This window comes from Pseudomonas sp. FP603 (genome assembly GCF_030687415.1).
Taxonomy (GTDB): domain Bacteria; phylum Pseudomonadota; class Gammaproteobacteria; order Pseudomonadales; family Pseudomonadaceae; genus Aquipseudomonas; species Aquipseudomonas wuhanensis.
The window spans coordinates 5,179,102-5,195,643 of sequence record NZ_CP117431.1 but is presented as its reverse complement, the minus strand read 5'-3'; the positions used below and the strand labels follow the sequence as shown (position 1 = coordinate 5,195,643).

The following is a 16,542-nucleotide window of genomic DNA, read 5'->3' as shown; positions in this document are numbered from 1 at the left end:
CACTGAGCAATGGATGGTAGCGGTGCCCGTCGAGAATGAACAAGGCGGATATCCGCCAAATTGCAGGACGAGGTTTGGCTGGTGGGCGGAAATCCGCCACATCGTTGTGACTGGTTAGCGTCCCAAAAAAACCTGTAACCCTTGATGTCACAAGGCTTGCAGGTTTTTTTTCGAAGGTGGCACGAGGCTTGCGATACAAGCCGCAGAGGTCTGCCAGCGTGCAGCTCGACAAAACAAATCCCTCCAGTGCAGGAGGGTTCGCAAATGAGGTGTCAGGGACAACAGACGGATGTTGTTACTGAGGCACTCTTGAGGAACTTTGCAATGACGACTCGTCAGCCACTGTATAAATCCCTGTACTTCCAGGTGATCGTTGCCATCGCTATCGGCATCCTGCTCGGTCACTTCTATCCGCAGACCGGTGTGGCCCTCAAGCCGCTGGGTGACGGGTTCATCAAACTGATCAAAATGGTCATCGCACCGATCATCTTCTGTACCGTCGTCAGCGGCATCGCCGGCATGCAGAACATGAAATCGGTCGGCAAGACCGGCGGCTATGCGCTGCTGTACTTCGAAATTGTCTCCACCCTTGCCTTGCTGATCGGCTTGGTCGTGGTCAACGTCGTGCAACCGGGCGTCGGCATGCACATTGACGTATCGACCCTGGACACCAGCAAAATCGCTGGCTTCATCTCGGCCGGTAAAGACCAGAGCATCATTGCCTTTGTCCTCAACGTGATCCCGAACACCATCGTCGGCGCCTTCGCCAACGGCGACATCCTGCAAGTGCTGATGTTCTCGGTGATCTTCGGTTTCGCCCTGCATCGCCTGGGTGCCTACGGCAAGCCGGTGCTGGACTTCATCGATCGCTTTGCTCACGTGATGTTCAACATCATCAACATGATCATGAAGCTCGCTCCAGTCGGCGCATTCGGTGCGATGGCCTTCACCATCGGTGCCTACGGTGTCGGTTCGCTGGTGCAACTGGGTCAGTTGATGATCTGCTTCTACATCACCTGCATCGTGTTTGTGCTCGTTGTACTGGGCGCCATCTGCCGCGCGCACGGTTTCAGCGTCGTCAAACTGATTCGCTACATCCGTGAAGAACTGCTGATCGTGCTGGGCACTTCCTCTTCGGAGTCCGCGCTGCCACGCATGCTGATCAAGATGGAACGCCTGGGTGCGCAGAAATCCGTTGTGGGTCTGGTGATCCCGACTGGCTACTCGTTCAACCTCGACGGTACGTCGATCTACCTGACCATGGCGGCTGTGTTCATCGCTCAGGCGACCGATACCCCGATGGACCTGACTCACCAGATCACCTTGCTGCTGGTGCTGCTGTTGTCCTCCAAAGGTGCGGCGGGTGTGACCGGTAGTGGTTTCATCGTGCTGGCAGCCACTCTGTCGGCCGTGGGTACTCTGCCGGTGGCCGGCCTGGCGCTGATCCTCGGTATCGACCGCTTCATGTCTGAAGCCCGTGCGCTGACCAACCTTGTTGGTAACGCCGTGGCCACCCTCGTGGTTGCCAAGTGGGTGAAAGAGCTGGACGAAGACAAGCTGCAAGTCGAGCTGGCTTCAGGCGGTCGCGGTATCTCCGACGAGCGTGAAGTAGACGACCTGGGTGTGGCTGAAGGCCCAACCCCGGTCAACGTCAAGTAAGTACTCTGGCTGCATGAAAAACCCGCTTCGGCGGGTTTTTTCATGCCTGCGATTTGAGCGCAACGGTCACCGCCGCTGACACATAAGGTGATTGCTGCAATGTCCTCGGCTGCCTAGGCTTGGGGGATTGCACTGGAGAACACTTATGCTCGGTCCACTGGCATCACTCAAGGTTCTGGATTTCTCGACACTGCTGCCGGGGCCGTTCGCCTCGTTGCTGCTGGCAGACATGGGCGCCGAGGTGCTGCGCATCGAATCGCCGACCCGCATGGACCTGCTGCGAATATTGCCGCCGCATGATCAAGGCGTGTCGGCCAGCCACGCGTACCTCAACCGCAACAAGCGCAGCCTGGCCCTGGACCTCAAGCAGCCCGAGGCGCTGGAGGTGATCAAGCAGTTGCTGCAGGGCTACGACATTGTGCTTGAGCAGTTTCGTCCCGGCGTGATGGACCGGCTCGGTTTGGGGTATGACGCCTTGAAGGCGATCAACCCGAAGCTGATTTATGTGTCGATCACCGGTTATGGCCAGACCGGCCCCTACAAGGATCGCGCCGGCCACGACATCAACTACCTGGCGTTGGCGGGGCTGGCGAGCTACACCGGCCGTGCCGACGGCGGTCCGTTGCCGTTGGGCATGCAGGTGGCGGATGTCGCGGGTGGCTCGCTGCACGGGGTGATCGGCCTGCTGGCGGCGGTGATCGCGCGGCAGCAGACCGGGCAGGGGCAGCATCTGGATGTGAGCATGACCGACTGCGCCTTCAGCTTGAATGCCATGGCCGGTGCCGGGTACCTGGCCTGTGGCGTGGAGCCGGGCAGGGAAGCGCAGATGCTCAATGGTGGCAGCTTCTACGATTACTACCGCTCGCGCGATGGGCGCTGGTTGTCGGTGGGCAGTCTGGAGCCGGTGTTCATGCAACAACTCTGCACGGCGCTGGGCCGGCCGGAATTGGCGGCCCAAGGGTTGGCGCCCGAACCGGCCCGGCAACAGGCACTCAAGGAAGCGTTGAAAGTTGAATTCGAAAAATACGACTTTGCCGAGTTGTGTGAGCTGTTTGCCGGGGTCGATGCGTGCGTCGAGCCGGTGTTGAGCCTGGGTGAAGCGGTGCGGCATCCGCAGTTGAAGGCGCGGGAATTGGTGACTGAGGTGCCGAGGGGCGATGGTTCGACTCAGGCGCAGATGGCCTGCCCGTTGAAGTTTTCGAATGGGTTGCCCGAGCCGCGGCATATCGGGGCGGGGCTGGGTGAACATACCGATCAGGTGTTGGGGGAGTTGGGGTTTAGTGTTGAGCGGATTGAAGAGCTGCGTATGGCGAAAGTAGTGAGTTGATTGATCGTTCCCATGCTCCGCGTGGGAATGCCGCCATGGACGCTCCGCGTCCACTGTGACGCAGAGCGTCACGGGATGCATTCCCACGCGGAGCGTGGGAATGATCATGGGGTTATTCGACCCGCATCTCCCCACTAAACACCAATGTGCTGCGACAGCGCCGGCACAAATACCGCCGCCCCTGCCTCACTAAACCATGACGCTGCGCCGAAAACGGGAAATCGCTGTCGGCGCACGGGCATTTGTAGATGTAGCGCGTCACGCTGCGGCGTTTGACGTCGTAGGTATGGCAGCGATTGGGCGGCAGTTCGTAAACACCGCGCATGATCAATTGCCACTCTTCGCCGTGAGGCTGAATGCGGTCGCCGAACAGTTGATGGGCGATCAGGTGCGCGACTTCATGCGCCACGGTCTGTTTGAGAAAGTCTTCGGTGTTTTCCCGGTACAACTGCGGATTGAAGCGCAGCAGGTTCTCGTGCAGATGTGCGACACCGGCTTTTTGCCCGCGCAGCTTGAGACTCACCACAGGGCGTTTGAAAGGTCGTTTGAAAAAGGATTCGGCTTGTTGGAAACAGTCTTCGACGCGGGTATTGAGTTGCTCGGGCATGCTTGATGGATCTCCAGAGACGTCGAGTATGCCGCAACCCTCGGGAGTTGCGAATCGCCGAGGCGCCGAATGGTCGTACCTCCTGCTCTTACTTAGAGAGTAGAAGGCCGCCTTGCGGCGGCCTGTGTTGGCAGATCTTGTTTTTGGTGGGTGTGTTGCTAATTGGTATAGACCGGCCCCACGCCAAGTCCCCAGACAATCACCGTGAACGCCATGATAGCCACCAGCACCACCAGTCCTACGGCGAGCACCGAGCTTGAAAACAGAAATCCCTCGTCCGACGGAATATTCATGAACGTTGGCAGGCCCACATACAGCAGGTACACCGTGTAGCAGATGGCCGCGGTGCCGACGATCATTCCCAGCCACATGTGCGGGTACAGCGCCGCCAGACCGCCGATGAACAGCGGAGTCGCGGTGTACGTGGCAAACGCGACACAGCGTGCCAGGCTCGGGTTGGCGTCATAGGTGCGGGCCATCCAGTGGATGAACGCGCCCATCACCGCGACACCGCCCAGCATTGCCAGGTACGACATGATGGTCATCCACAGCGCGCTTTCCATGGTCAGCATTACCGGCGCCCGGTTACCAATGACCCAGCCGACCTGCGTGGTGCCGATAAACGCCGACACGGCAGGGATCGCCGCCAGAATCAGGGTATGCGTGAGGTACATGTGGCTGATGCTTTCCTCCTGGTCGCCACGGATTTCTTTCCATTCCTGGTCAGGGTGGGTGAAGAGCCCCACTACGTGATGGATCATGCCAGTCACTCCTCTTGTTGTTGCCATCGCCCCCCAGCGGAGCGCTTACGGGCCAAAGTGGCCAGGTAAGTACAGGTCTGAATATGTGTGCGACCTTATGCCGCAGTATAGAAAGGAGTTACCGGTAATAGTGCGAAGGGCTTAGAGCAAATCGCGCTGTAAAAAATCCTGTTAATCGCCGCCGGGTCTGTGCCGAATGAAACCTGTGGCGAGGGAGCTTGCTCCCGCTGGGGCGCGAAGCGGCCCCAAGACATCCACCCTGTTGTGTCAGGCAAACCGTAGCGGCAGATTTTGCGACTGCTTCGCAGCCGAGCGGGAGCAAGCTCCCTCGCCACAGGGGTATGCTCAAGTCATAGGTTTTTGCGTAAAATGCCGGCCTTTCGTCACACCTCACGGATTTCGCGTCATGGGCACTCTTACGGTCAACCAGAACAAACTGCAAAAGCGCCTTCGCCGCCAGGCGGGTGAGGCTGTCGCCGATTTCAACATGATTGAAGACGGCGACAAGGTCATGGTCTGCCTGTCCGGTGGCAAGGACAGCTACACCCTGCTCGACGTGCTGATGCATTTGCAGAAGGTCGCCCCGATCAAGTTCGAGATCGTGGCCGTGAACATGGACCAGAAGCAGCCAGGTTTTCCCGAGCACGTGCTGCCGGCTTACCTCAAAGAACTGGGCATCGAGTACCACATCGTCGAGAAAGACACCTATTCGGTGGTCAAGGAGCTGATCCCGGAAGGCAAGACCACCTGTTCGCTGTGCTCGCGCCTGCGTCGCGGCACGCTCTACACCTTTGCCGATGAAATCGGCGCGACCAAAATGGCCCTTGGTCACCATCGCGACGACATCGTCGAGACGTTCTTCCTGAACATGTTCTTCAACGGCTCGCTCAAGGCCATGCCGCCGAAGCTGCGCGCCGACGACGGTCGCAACGTGGTGATCCGCCCGCTGGCCTACTGCAACGAAAAAGACATCCAGGCTTACTCGGACTTCAAGCAATTCCCGATCATCCCGTGCAACCTCTGTGGCTCCCAGGAAAACCTCCAACGCCAGGTGGTTAAAGAGATGCTGCAGGACTGGGAACGCAAGACCCCTGGCCGGACCGAAAGCATTTTCCGCAGTTTGCAGAACGTGATCCCGTCGCAACTGGCCGACCGCAATCTGTTTGACTTCACCAATCTGCGCATCGATGAAACCGCCGCATCGCGGTTCGTCAACGTAGTAAACCTCTGAGCGATATGTGGGAGCGGGCTTGCTCGCGAATGCGTAGTGTCAGCCAACATTCATGTTGAATGGCACACCGCTTTCGCGAGCAAGCCCGCTCCCACAGGTTTTATCGCTCGCAGGCGCCGTTTTCATTTCAATCCTCAGGAGAGGGCATGCGCGACTACAAGTGGCTGAACGAATACTGCTTGAACCGCTTCGGTTCGGCGGCTGAACTGGAAGCCCATCTGCCCGTTCCCAAGACCCCGGCGCAATTGCGCAAGATCAGCGACGACCGCTACCTCTCGACCATGGCGTTGCGGGTGTTCCGCGCCGGGCTCAAGCACAGCCTGGTGGACGCCAAGTGGCCGGCGTTCGAAGAGGTGTTCTTCAAGTTCGACCCGGAAAAAGTCGTGCTGATGAGCGCCGAGCATCTGGAGCGTTTGATGCAGGACGCACGGATCATCCGCCACCTGGGCAAACTCAAGAGCGTACCGCGCAATGCGCAGTTCATTCTGGACGTGGCCCATGAGAAGGGCAGCTTTGGCGCGTTGATCGCCGAATGGCCGGTGACCGACATCGTCGGGTTGTGGACCTACCTGAAAAAACACGGGCATCAGTTGGGCGGGTTATCGGCACCGCGATTCTTGCGGATGGTGGGCAAGGACACCTTCGTGCCGAGCTACGACGTGGTAGCAGCGCTGAGTGCGCAGAAGATCGTCGATAAGGTGCCGACTAGTCTGAGGGACATGGCCACGGTGCAGAATGCGTTCAACCAGTGGCATGAAGAGAGCGGTGGACGGCCGATGAGCCAGATTTCGATGATGCTGGCTTACACCGTGAATCATTGAGACCGAGTCGATTTCATCGCGGGCAAGCCCGCTCCCACAGGGTTTTGAGTTGATCACACCATTGTGTTTCAACACAGATCCTGTGGGAGCTGGCTTGCCTGCGATGGCGGTGTGTCAAGCGACGCTGGTCTCGCCTTCACCCGCCAACTTGCGATTCAACTGAAACCGCCACCGCACATACAACATTGCCGAGCAGAACACCGCCAGGCTGGCGCCCATCTCCAGTAAACCAAACAGTTGCCGGTTCGGGTCATAGGCGGCCAATGCGCCTTTCATGAAATACAGGTTCACCACAAAACACATCCACGAATGCCCACGGGCGCTGCCGATGATCATCCCCGGCGCCAGCAACAGCAGCGGCACCAGTTCGATCAGCAGAATCACCCATGGCCGCGCGCCATGCAGATCGGCGAATACCAGGTAGTAGACGCAGAGCAGTCCCACCAGGCCGAAAAAGCACAGCAGGCTGATGACGCGCATCGCCCTTACTCGCGGTTCGAGCCATTCGATGGAGGGCAGAATCTTCGGCTTTTTGGCCATGTCAGCTCACCAACTTTTGCGCAGTCTTCGCCAACCGCAGGCCCAAGGCCCGGCACAGCGCAACTTCGTGTTCATTCAAACCGCTTTTGCCATCGGCACCGGCGTGATGGCTGGCGCCGTAAGGCGTGCCGCCACCGCGGGTTTCCAGCAGCGCCGACTCGCTGTAAGGCAGGCCGGTGATCAGCATGCCGTGGTGCAGCAACGGCAACATCATCGACAGCAACGTGGTTTCCTGGCCGCCGTGCAGGCTCGCGGTCGAGGTGAAGACCCCGGCCGGTTTGCCCACCAGCGCGCCGGTCAGCCACAGGTTGCTGGTGCCATCGAGAAAGTACTTCAACGGTGCGGCCATGTTGCCGAACCGGGTCGGGCTGCCGAGGGCCAGGCCGGCGCAGTTCTTCAAGTCGTCGAGGCTGGCGTACAGCGCGCCTTCATCGGGAATGTCCGGCGACACCGCTTCGCATTCAGTGGAGATCGCCGGCACGGTGCGCAGGCGCGCTTCCAGGCCGGCCTGCTCGACGCCACGGGCAATCTGCCGGGCCATTTCATTGGTCGAGCCGCTGCGGCTGTAATACAGCACCAAAATGTACGGCGCACTCACGGCAGCAACTCCAGCACATTTTCCGGTGGACGGCCGATGATGGCTTTGTCGCCGACTTCGAGAATCGGCCGCTCCATGAGTTTCGGGTTCGCAGCGATGGCGGCGATCAATTGTGCCTCGCTCAAATTGCTATCGGCCAAGTTGAGGGTTTTGTACTCGTCCTCGCCGGTGCGCAGCAATTGCCGGGCACTGATGCCGAGCTTGCTCAGCAGGCTCTGGATTTGCGCGGCGTCCAGCGGGGTTTCCAGGTAGCGGACCACGGTTGGGGTCAGGCCACGGGCTTCGATGAGTTCGAGCGCACCGCGGGATTTCGAGCAGCGCGGGTTGTGATAAAGCGTCAGATCGGTCATGTGCGGGTCGCTTCTTGCGTAAAGTGACGGCTATTCTAACTGTGCGGCGCGTAATCCAGAACCTTGGGAGGCGATGGGTCGCAGGTGCATTCTATTTTTGACAAGGATTGAGACATGACAAGGCGACTGGCAGCGGCATTGGCGATCATGGGGGCGTTATTACTGGGAGGCTGCGGCAATGACTATGGTACCGACCAAAATGGCCACAAAGTCGCCGCCGAGCGTCTGGACAAACAATGGCTGGTGCTCAATTACTGGGCTGAGTGGTGCGGCCCGTGCCGGACAGAGATTCCTGAATTGAACGTGCTGGCCGAGCAGCTCAAGGGCAAGAAGATCGGGGTGTTCGGGGTCAACTTCGACAATGTGCAGGGCGAAGAGCTGAAAAGCGCCAGTGAAAAACTAGGGATCAAGTTCACCGTGCTGGCCCAGGATCCGGCCGACCTTTTCGAGTTGCCGCGCAGTGAAGCGCTGCCCGTGACTTACATCATTGATAATAAGGGCAAGGTGCGGGAACAGTTGATGGGCGAGCAAACGGCGGCGGGGGTGATGGCGAAGCTTGAGGCGTTGCAGGCGGTCAACTGACCGAGCGCCGACCTGTGGCGAGGGAGCTTTGTGGCGAGGGGGCTTGCTCCCGCTCGGCTGCGCAGCAGTCGCAAAACCTGTGCAGGCGCAATGTCTGATGAACCGAGGCTTCAGGGTTTAGGGCTGCTTCGCAGCCCAACGGGAGCAAGCTCCCTCGCCACAGTTGTTCAGTTGGCTACAACCGGGGTGATCAACCCTCTTCAAGCCACCAACGCAACGGTTTGCCTTGCGCCGGCCAGAAGCGCATCTGGTCGATTGGTGATACATCCCAGCGCTGCACGTTCTCCAGCGCCTGCAGGAAGCGTTTCTCCTGCTCCATCAACGCCGGCGCACACATTTTGCGGGTGCTGCCGATCTTGCCGAAGCTCAGCTTGTCGCCTTCCAGGGTATACGGCGCGAACCAGTGGTTGCAGCCGCCATTGCCATAGGCCCGACCGTCTTCATCGAGGGTGATGGTCAGATGGCTGTAGTCCATCAGCGGACGCTCGCCGATCCATTCCAGAATGTAGCTGCGATTTTGTTGCAATTGCACCGGTTCGGCGGCGCAGCCCAACAGGCTGGCGCCAGCCATGGCGGTCAGAGCAAGGCGTTTCATTACGCAGGCTCCTGGCACTTCTTGCACAGGTGCTTGTCACCGACTGTGGCCCAGCCCAGCTCGGCAATGCGCGCAGTGGCCGCCGGTTTTTCCGCCTTGTTGCCCAGCTTGGCGTCGACCGCGAACTCAAAGCTCAGCTCTTTGGCGCAGCTGTCGCAGTTGACTTTCCAGGTGTGGATTGCCAGTTCGCCGAACACCGGACCACTGGCCACCGCGACCCATTGGCCCGGCGGGTTGATCAGATGGCGAACCGTTTCGACGGTCAGGCGCATGGACAAGTCCTTGCTGCCTTTAAGGGTCACTATCAGCACGTCGTTATTACGAATCGAGCCACCGTTGCCGGTGACTTGATAACGCCCCGGCACGAGGGCGCGGCATTCGGTGAGGGTGTGTTGCGGGTTCATCAGGCTGTAGCGAAAATCGTGTTCGACCATGGGTCCTCCAAATATGCGCGATATGCTAGCACGGGCATGAACGCAGCATGGCGCGGGCATGTAACCTTCGATCTGGTTCAAATGACCTGCCGAGTCATGGCACACTGCCGCTTTTGCATCTCTAAGGAACAGAAATGGCGTTGATCGAATGTTTTGAGTGCAAGCAACGCATCAGCTCTACGGCGCCTGCTTGCATTCATTGCGGTGCACCTGCGGTGGCAGAAGCCGCTACATCCACGGCAACGCAGGCGCCTCTTTCTTTCGGGCGTTTACCGACCAATGAGAGCGTGCCCAGAGTGACCCCGGCCGCTTTCGGGCGCAAACGTAAAACCGAAGTCGAGGCAGAGATCCCGGCACCGGCACCCGGCGGGCCGCGTCCGGTGGAGCAATGGCTGAAACTGATGATTTTCTTTCTGCCGCCGTTTTTTGTCTGGTTCCTGCTGCGTCGCGGGCATTCGCTGGGGCAGCGCTTGCTGGGCTTCGGCTGGCTGGCCCTGATGATCCTTTTGTCCAAGGCCTGAGCCGATCAGCTCTCGACCTGATTCTGTGGCGAACCGGCCGCCCAGGCCGCGATGTTCTGCAGGGTGGTCGCGGCAATCGCGCCCAGGGCTTCGCGGGTGAGGAAGGCCTGGTGCGCGGTGATGATGACATTCGGAAAGGTCAGCAGGCGCGCCAGCACATCGTCCTGCAGCGGCAGGTCGGACCGATCCTCGAAAAACAGCTGCGCCTCCTCTTCATACACGTCCAGCCCCAGATAGCCCAATTGGCCGTCCTTCAACGCGTCGATCAGCGCCGGCGTGTCCACCAGGCCGCCGCGCCCGGTGTTGATCAGCATCGCGCCGGGCTGCATACGCGCCAGCGCTTCGCTGTTGATCAAGTGTTTGCTTTGTTCATTGAGCGGGCAATGCAGGCTGATGATCTGCGACTCGGCCAGCAGTTGCGGCAGGCTGAGGTAGCGCGCGCCGAGCGCTTCGACCTGCGGGTTCGGGTAAGGATCACAGGCCAGCAACCGGCAGCCGAAGCCGTTCATGATTTTCGCGAAGGTCGCGCCGATCTGCCCGGTGCCGACTACGCCGACGGTCTTGCCCACGAGGTCGAAACCGGTCAGCCCGTGCAGGCTGAAATCCCCCTCACGAGTACGGTTGTAGGCACGGTACAGTCGGCGGTTAAGCGCCAGGATCAGCGCCACCGCATGTTCGGCCACCGCGTGAGGCGAGTAGGCCGGAACCCGCACAATCGAAAGTCCCAGGCGCTTGGCCACCGCCAGGTCGACATGGTTGTAACCGGCCGAGCGCAGAGCGATCAGGCGTGTGCCGCCCGCGGCCAGACGTTCGAGTACCGGAGCACTGAGGTCATCATTGATGAAGGCACAGACCACTTCGTGATGCTCCGCCAGCGCCACGGTGTCGAGGCTCAGGCGCGCCGGCTGGAAATGCAACTCGATGCCGGCGGGCAGGTCTGCGCTCATGAAACTGTCGCGGTCGTAGGTCTGGCTGCTGAAAAGAATCGTGCGCATGTTGTCCTCCTGGCTGTGTAGCAAGCCTTCGGCAGCTGCTACAGACCTTGAGCTTAGCCTGCAAGGCGCCCGGCGTTATTGCGCTGCATCAGGCATCGATACGCGCATGGGCCGCCAGGCGATTGATGGCTCGTTCGAGTTCTTCCAGGGCACCGGAGGCTTTGGGGTCTTGTTGCTTGAGCAGGGTTTCGCTGCGCTGGCAGGCGGAGCGCAACTGCGGGACGCCGCAATAACGGGTGGCCCCATGCAGGCGATGGACTCGCTCGATCAGGGCATTCTGGTCATTGGCTTCACGAGCGACGCGGATGGCCTCGCGGTCAGCCTCCAGGGAGGCCAGCAGCATTGCCAGCATGTCCGCCGCCAGATCAGCTTTGCCGGCCGCCAGGCGCAGGCCTTCGTCGTGGTCGAGCACCTGCAATTCATTACCGTGATTGCTTTCGCTGGAGCGCTCCGGCCCCAGATTGCGCAACGCCAGGCCGGTCCATTTCAACACCACCTGCGCCAGTTGCCGTTCGCTGATGGGTTTGGTCAGGTAGTCATCCATGCCGCTTTGCAGCAACGCGCGTTTTTCGTTGGCCATCGCGTGGGCGGTGAGGGCGACGATCGGCAGTGGCGTGCAATGCCGCTCGCTTTCCCACTGACGAATGGCTTCGGTGCTTTGGCGGCCATCCATGCCGGGCATCTGCACGTCCATCAGCACCAGGTCGAAGGTCTCGTTCTGCACCGCCTTGACCGCGGCGTAACCGCTTTCCACCGCGAGCACTTTGGCGCCCATGTCTTCGAGCAGGGTTTGCACCAGCAGCAGATTGGCCGGGTTGTCATCGACGCAAAGGACTTTCGGCGCGCGACTGGAAAGCGGCTCGCCGGGGTCGCTGCGCTGCTGGCGCGGGTTGACCATATCGGACAGGGCCCGGCGCAGTTTGCGCGTGCAGGCCGGTTTGGACTGCAGCTGGCTGTGGGGGTTGGGCACCGAGAGGTGGAACAGCGTCAGTTCGGTGGTCGGGCACAGCACCAACACTCTGCAGCCCAGGTGTTCGAGATCCCAGACATGTTGGTTGAGACGCTCCGGCGGCATGTCATTGCTGGTGATGCCGAGCACTGCCAGACCGATGGCCTGATCGGTCTGATGGGCGCCGGTCACGCCATTGGCCAGGCTTTCCAGGGTGTTGAACGGCGTGACCATCAGACCGCAGTCTTCCAGTTGATGCTGCAATGCCTGACGGGCCAGCTCATGGTTTTCCAGAACCGCCACCCGATGACCGAGCAAGGGTGGGCCGGGCAGGTCTTCGGCATCGTCGCGGGTTTTGGGCAGGCTCAGGCTGATCCAGAATTCCGAGCCTTCACCCGGTGTGCTGTCGACGCCGATCTCGCCGCCCATCTGTTCGATCAGGCGTTTGGAAATCACCAGCCCCAGGCCGGTGCCGCCAGGTTGCCGGGACAGCGAGTTATCGGCCTGGCTGAAGGCCTGGAACAAGGCGCGCACGTCCTGATTCGACAGACCGATGCCGGTGTCCTGAATGCTGATGCGCAGTTGCACGCTGTCTTCATGCTCTTCTTCGAGCATGGCTCGGGCGACGATGGTGCCTTCGCGGGTGAACTTGATCGCGTTGCTCACAAGGTTGGTGAGGATCTGCTTGAGTCGCAGCGGATCGCCCACCAGCGACAGTGGTGTATCGCGATAAACCAGGCTCACCAGCTCAAGCTCTTTGGCGTGGGCGGCCGGGGCGAGGATGGTCAAGGTGTCTTGCAGCAGGTCGCGCAGGTTGAACGGAATATGGTCGAGCACCAGTTTGCCGGCCTCGATTTTCGAGAAGTCGAGAATCTCGTTGATGATCCCCAGCAAGCTGTCGGCGGACTTTTCGATGGTGCCCAGGTAATCGAGCTGGCGCGGGGTCAGCTCGCTTTTTTGCAGCAAATGCGTGAAGCCGAGAATGCCGTTGAGCGGCGTGCGGATTTCATGGCTCATGTTGGCCAGGAATTCGGATTTGATCCGGCTCGCCTCAAGGGCTTCCTTGCGTGCCAGGTCCAGCTCGATGTTCTGGATTTCAATGGTTTCCAGGTTCTGACGCACGTCTTCGGTGGCCTGGTCGACGCTGTTTTGCAATTCTTCCTGAGCGTTCTGCAGGGTTCCGGCCATGCGGTTGATACCGGACGCCAGTTCATCCAGCTCCTGGCTGCCGAGGGGCGGCAGGCGGGTTTCCAGGTGCCCGTCCTTGAGCTGCGCCACGGCTTGTTTGATCTGGCTCAGCGGCCGGTTGATGGTCCGGCCCATGCGCAACGCCAATAACGCCGCACCGGCCAGCCCCCCTCCGATCAGCAGCAGGCTGGCGAACAGGCTACGGTAACCGCGCAGCAACATGCCGCTGTGGGACAGTTCGAGTTCGACCCAGCCCAACAGACGGTCGGATTCATCCGGGATCAGGTCGCCGGCCAGGTTGCGGTGCTTGCCGAACACCGGCAGCAGGTAACGCGTGGCGTCATTGCCACTGCGGCGCAGCAACTGTGAACCGTTGCCCAAAGGGGCCTGATTGAGCATGGTCGGGCCGGCATGGGCCAGCGGCGTGCGGTCGGGGGCGAGGAAGGTCACCGCGCGCACGTCGGTTTGTTCCAGGGACTGGGTGGCGATGCGCTCCAACAGGTCGTTGTCTTTATGACCCATCGCCGGTGCCACCAGCGGCGCCAGCTGCTCGGCAATCATTTCGCCGCGCTGCATGAGTTGGGCTTGCAGGTCCGATTGCTGCATCCAGGTGAAATAGCCGCCCAGAACCAGCGCCATCAAGGTGGTCGGCAACAGGGTCAGCAACAGCACGCGGCCTTTAATTCCCAGTTTCTTGAGCACGCATCTCTCCCGCATCCAGCTGTTTATTGACCTGCACATGCGTCCGGCACGTGCCACCTGCGCAGTGTAGCGATTTGCATGCGGGCAATCTTCGTAAAATTGATGTCGTCATTCGTCGGCCAGTTCCATGCTTTGGTGGCCAGGGACAAACCTTGGGGTGCCCCTGGCCAGGCAATCCCTTAAACACGGCCGAGTTGCTTTATTGGCTGATGACGCCATTGCGGGCTTGCCCGCGAAGAGGCCCCTCACATCCACGATAAAAACCGCCCTTATTCCCATAAACCATAAGCCCCTTACTTTGCGTGATATGGCCTGCGCACGTTTGCCGGTATGATAGGCGCCCCCGCAGTCTGGATTGCGAATACGCCATGACCTTGCAGTACCCAACCATCGCCGATTGCGTCGGCAACACTCCGCTGGTCCGTTTGCAGCGCCTGCCTGGCGCCACCAGCAACACCCTTTTGCTCAAGCTCGAAGGGAATAACCCGGCGGGTTCGGTCAAGGACCGTCCGGCGCTGTCGATGATCACCCGCGCCGAATTGCGCGGGCAGATCCACGCCGGCGATACGCTGATCGAAGCGACCTCGGGCAACACCGGGATCGCCCTGGCCATGGCTGCCGCGATCAAGGGTTACAAGATGATCCTGATCATGCCGGACAACTCCAGCGCCGAACGCAAAGCCGCGATGACGGCCTATGGCGCCGAGCTGATTCTGGTCAGCCAGGAAGAAGGCATGGAAGGCGCGCGCGACCTCGCCCAGCGAATGGAAGCCGAGGGCCGGGGCAAAGTATTGGACCAGTTTGCCAACTTCGACAATCCCGAGGCGCACTACACCACCACCGGCCCGGAAATCTGGCGTCAGACCCAGGGCACCATCACGCATTTCGTCAGCTCGATGGGCACCACCGGCACCATCATGGGTGTTTCGCGCTACCTCAAGGAACAGAACGACAACGTGCAGATCATCGGCCTGCAACCGATGGAAGGCTCGGCGATTCCGGGCATCCGTCGCTGGCCGCAGGAATATCTGCCGAAGATCTACCAGGTCGATCGCGTGGACCGGATCGTCGACATGGCGCAAAGCGAAGCCGAAGACGTGACCCGTCGTCTGGCCCGCGAAGAAGGCATCTTCTGTGGTGTGTCTTCTGGCGGTGCCGTGGCGGCGATGCTGCGTCTGTCCAAGGAAGTTGAAAACGCGGTGATCGTCGCGATCATCTGCGACCGTGGCGACCGTTACTTGTCGACCGGCATTTTCGACGCGCCCAACTGATGGCCAAGCACGAGAGAGGCCTGCGCTTCCAGCCCACGGGCGGCAGCAAGGCCCCGCAAGTCCCGACCGGCAAAAAGCAGCGCTTGACCATCGAGCGCCTGGCCAATGACGGTCGCGGTATCGCGTTTTTCGAAGGTCGCACCTGGTTCGTCATCGGCGCATTGGCCGGTGAAGATGTCGAGGTGCGGGTCTTGGGTGCCCACGGAAAAGTGGTCGAGGCGCGCACCGAGCGCGTGTTCCAGTCCAGTGAATTGCGCCGCCCGGCACCGTGCGCTCATGCCGCTCGTTGTGGCGGTTGCAGCGTGCAGCATCTGCCCCACAACGAACAGCTCGCCCTGAAACAGCGCATGCTCGCCGAGCAATTGTCGCGGGTTGCCGGTGTCGAACCTGATGAGTGGGCAGCGCCGTTGAGCGGTCCGGAATTCGGCTACCGTCGTCGCGCCCGAGTGGCGGTGCGTTGGGACATGAAAGCGAAAAAACTCGAGGTCGGCTTCCGCGCTGCCGGCAGTCAGGACATCGTCGCCATCAACGAATGCCCGGTGCTGGTACAGCCCTTGCAACCGATCATGACCCGCTTGCCGGAGATGCTGCGGCGCTTGAGCAAACCTCAGGCACTGGGGCATGTGGAGTTGTTCAGTGGTTCGTCATTGGCGGTATTGCTGCGGCACATGGCGCCGTTGTCCGAAGCCGACATGACCATCCTCAAGGAATTCTGCGCGTTCCATGAAGCCCAGTTGTGGCTGCATGGGGAGGGCGAGCCCCAACCGGTCGAGGCCGATCAGTCGCTGGGCTATCGCCTTGAACAGTGGGACTTGAACCTGGCGTATCGGCCGGGGGATTTCATCCAGGTCAATGCCGGGGTCAACGAAGCGATGGTCGCCCAGGCGTTGGCGTGGTTGGCGCCGAAATCTGATGAGCGGGTTCTGGATCTGTTTTGTGGGTTGGGCAACTTTGCCTTGCCGCTGGCCAAAACCGTTCGCGAAGTGGTGGCGGTGGAGGGCGTGCAGGCGATGGTCGAGCGTGCCGCCGCGAATGCTGTCAGCAATAATCTGCATAACGCAAAGTTTTTTCAGGCCGATTTATCCCAGCCTTTGGCCGATGCCGAATGGGCCGATGAAGGCTTTTGTGCGGTACTCTTGGACCCACCTCGCGACGGCGCTTTCGAGGTGGTGCGCAAGCTGGCGTCCCTGGGCGCCAAACGATTGGTGTATGTGTCGTGCAACCCTGCAACGTTGGCGCGCGACACGGCCGAATTGATCAAGCAGGGCTACCGGTTAAAACGTGCCGGGATTCTCGATATGTTTCCTCAGACGGCACATGTCGAGGCCATGGCGTTATTTGACGCGAGCTAGGACGGCTCGTCTGGTCCGACTGACCCGCTCGTGCAAAGCGCATTCGTCTTAGCCCCGCG

General features: G+C 60.4%; 17 protein-coding genes. 8 read left to right on the top strand and 9 right to left on the bottom strand.

Annotated features, from left to right (window positions below):
* Positions 1-324 precede the first annotated feature (324 nt).
* Both PSH65_RS24010 and PSH65_RS24005 read left to right on the top strand, forming a co-directional pair.
* Positions 325-1,659 carry a dicarboxylate/amino acid:cation symporter gene (locus PSH65_RS24010; protein WP_305422771.1) on the top strand — a complete coding sequence of 445 codons (1,335 nt, stop codon included), beginning with the start codon at positions 325-327 and terminating at the stop codon, positions 1,657-1,659.
* Between the two features lie 145 nt (positions 1,660-1,804).
* Positions 1,805-2,986 (top strand): CaiB/BaiF CoA-transferase family protein, encoded by a 1,182-nt coding sequence (locus PSH65_RS24005; RefSeq protein ID WP_305422770.1) that lies wholly within the window; start codon positions 1,805-1,807, stop codon positions 2,984-2,986.
* A 112-nt stretch (positions 2,987-3,098) separates the two neighbouring features.
* Here the strand turns inward: PSH65_RS24005 and PSH65_RS24000 are convergent, their stop codons facing one another.
* Together PSH65_RS24000 and PSH65_RS23995 are read right to left on the bottom strand one after the other, a co-directional pair.
* On the bottom strand, positions 3,099-3,593 hold the full coding sequence (locus tag PSH65_RS24000; RefSeq protein WP_008011643.1) for a SprT family zinc-dependent metalloprotease: 495 nt from the start codon (positions 3,591-3,593) through the stop codon (positions 3,099-3,101).
* Positions 3,594-3,751: 158 nt separating this feature from the next.
* Entirely contained in the window at positions 3,752-4,354 is a 603-nt protein-coding gene (locus PSH65_RS23995; RefSeq protein ID WP_030131100.1) for a Yip1 family protein, read from the bottom strand.
* A gap of 406 nt (positions 4,355-4,760) precedes the next feature.
* On the opposite strand from PSH65_RS23995, the gene ttcA reads away from it, so the two are divergent.
* Positions 4,761-5,585: a tRNA 2-thiocytidine(32) synthetase TtcA gene (gene ttcA, locus PSH65_RS23990; protein ID WP_258616594.1), complete on the top strand. Its 825-nt coding sequence runs from the start codon at positions 4,761-4,763 to the stop codon at positions 5,583-5,585.
* A 146-nt stretch (positions 5,586-5,731) separates the two neighbouring features.
* A complete protein-coding gene (locus tag PSH65_RS23985) occupies positions 5,732-6,406 on the top strand; it encodes a DNA-3-methyladenine glycosylase I (RefSeq protein ID WP_007899094.1) in 675 nt (224 codons plus the stop codon).
* A gap of 114 nt (positions 6,407-6,520) precedes the next feature.
* On the opposite strand, the gene PSH65_RS23980 is transcribed toward PSH65_RS23985, so the two are convergent.
* The 3 genes from PSH65_RS23980 to arsC are packed head-to-tail and all read right to left on the bottom strand — an operon-like array spanning position 6,521 to position 7,894.
* Positions 6,521-6,946 (bottom strand): DUF2069 domain-containing protein, encoded by a 426-nt coding sequence (locus tag PSH65_RS23980; RefSeq protein WP_305422767.1) that lies wholly within the window; start codon positions 6,944-6,946, stop codon positions 6,521-6,523.
* Position 6,947: 1 nt separating this feature from the next.
* On the bottom strand, positions 6,948-7,544 hold the full coding sequence (wrbA, locus tag PSH65_RS23975) for an NAD(P)H:quinone oxidoreductase (protein ID WP_095634377.1): 597 nt from the start codon (positions 7,542-7,544) through the stop codon (positions 6,948-6,950).
* Positions 7,541-7,894, bottom strand: coding sequence for an arsenate reductase (glutaredoxin) (arsC, locus tag PSH65_RS23970; protein ID WP_305422765.1), 354 nt, complete (start codon positions 7,892-7,894; stop codon positions 7,541-7,543). Before arsC ends, wrbA begins: the two co-directional genes overlap by 4 nt.
* Before the next feature lie 114 nt (positions 7,895-8,008).
* On the opposite strand from arsC, the gene PSH65_RS23965 reads away from it, so the two are divergent.
* The gene (locus tag PSH65_RS23965; protein ID WP_305422764.1) at positions 8,009-8,476 is read left to right on the top strand and encodes a TlpA disulfide reductase family protein; all 468 of its coding nucleotides are present in this window, start codon (positions 8,009-8,011) and stop codon (positions 8,474-8,476) included.
* 190 nt (positions 8,477-8,666) lie between these two features.
* On the opposite strand, the gene PSH65_RS23960 is transcribed toward PSH65_RS23965, so the two are convergent.
* Positions 8,667-9,071 carry an META domain-containing protein gene (locus PSH65_RS23960; protein WP_123360293.1) on the bottom strand — a complete coding sequence of 135 codons (405 nt, stop codon included), beginning with the start codon at positions 9,069-9,071 and terminating at the stop codon, positions 8,667-8,669.
* On the bottom strand, positions 9,071-9,505 hold the full coding sequence (locus PSH65_RS23955) for a hypothetical protein (protein ID WP_305422762.1): 435 nt from the start codon (positions 9,503-9,505) through the stop codon (positions 9,071-9,073). The genes PSH65_RS23960 and PSH65_RS23955 overlap by 1 nt, the downstream gene beginning before the upstream one ends.
* A 134-nt stretch (positions 9,506-9,639) precedes the next feature.
* Between PSH65_RS23955 and PSH65_RS23950 the strand changes: the two genes are divergently transcribed.
* On the top strand, positions 9,640-10,026 hold the full coding sequence (locus PSH65_RS23950; protein WP_305422761.1) for a hypothetical protein: 387 nt from the start codon (positions 9,640-9,642) through the stop codon (positions 10,024-10,026).
* 5 nt (positions 10,027-10,031) lie between these two features.
* Here PSH65_RS23950 and PSH65_RS23945 read toward each other — a convergent pair whose 3' ends face one another.
* Together PSH65_RS23945 and PSH65_RS23940 are read right to left on the bottom strand one after the other, a co-directional pair.
* The gene (locus tag PSH65_RS23945; protein WP_305422760.1) at positions 10,032-11,021 is read right to left on the bottom strand and encodes a 2-hydroxyacid dehydrogenase; all 990 of its coding nucleotides are present in this window, start codon (positions 11,019-11,021) and stop codon (positions 10,032-10,034) included.
* 88 nt (positions 11,022-11,109) lie between these two features.
* The gene (locus PSH65_RS23940) at positions 11,110-13,860 is read right to left on the bottom strand and encodes a response regulator (RefSeq protein WP_305422759.1); all 2,751 of its coding nucleotides are present in this window, start codon (positions 13,858-13,860) and stop codon (positions 11,110-11,112) included.
* A gap of 368 nt (positions 13,861-14,228) precedes the next feature.
* Here PSH65_RS23940 and cysM point away from each other — a divergent pair, with 368 nt between their 5' ends.
* Together cysM and rlmD are read left to right on the top strand one after the other, a co-directional pair.
* Entirely contained in the window at positions 14,229-15,131 is a 903-nt protein-coding gene (gene cysM / locus PSH65_RS23935) for a cysteine synthase CysM (protein WP_305422758.1), read from the top strand.
* Complete coding sequence (gene rlmD / locus PSH65_RS23930; RefSeq protein WP_305422757.1) at positions 15,131-16,483, top strand: 23S rRNA (uracil(1939)-C(5))-methyltransferase RlmD; 1,353 nt, start codon at positions 15,131-15,133, stop codon at positions 16,481-16,483. The genes cysM and rlmD overlap by 1 nt, the downstream gene beginning before the upstream one ends.
* Positions 16,484-16,542: the final 59 nt, after the last annotated feature.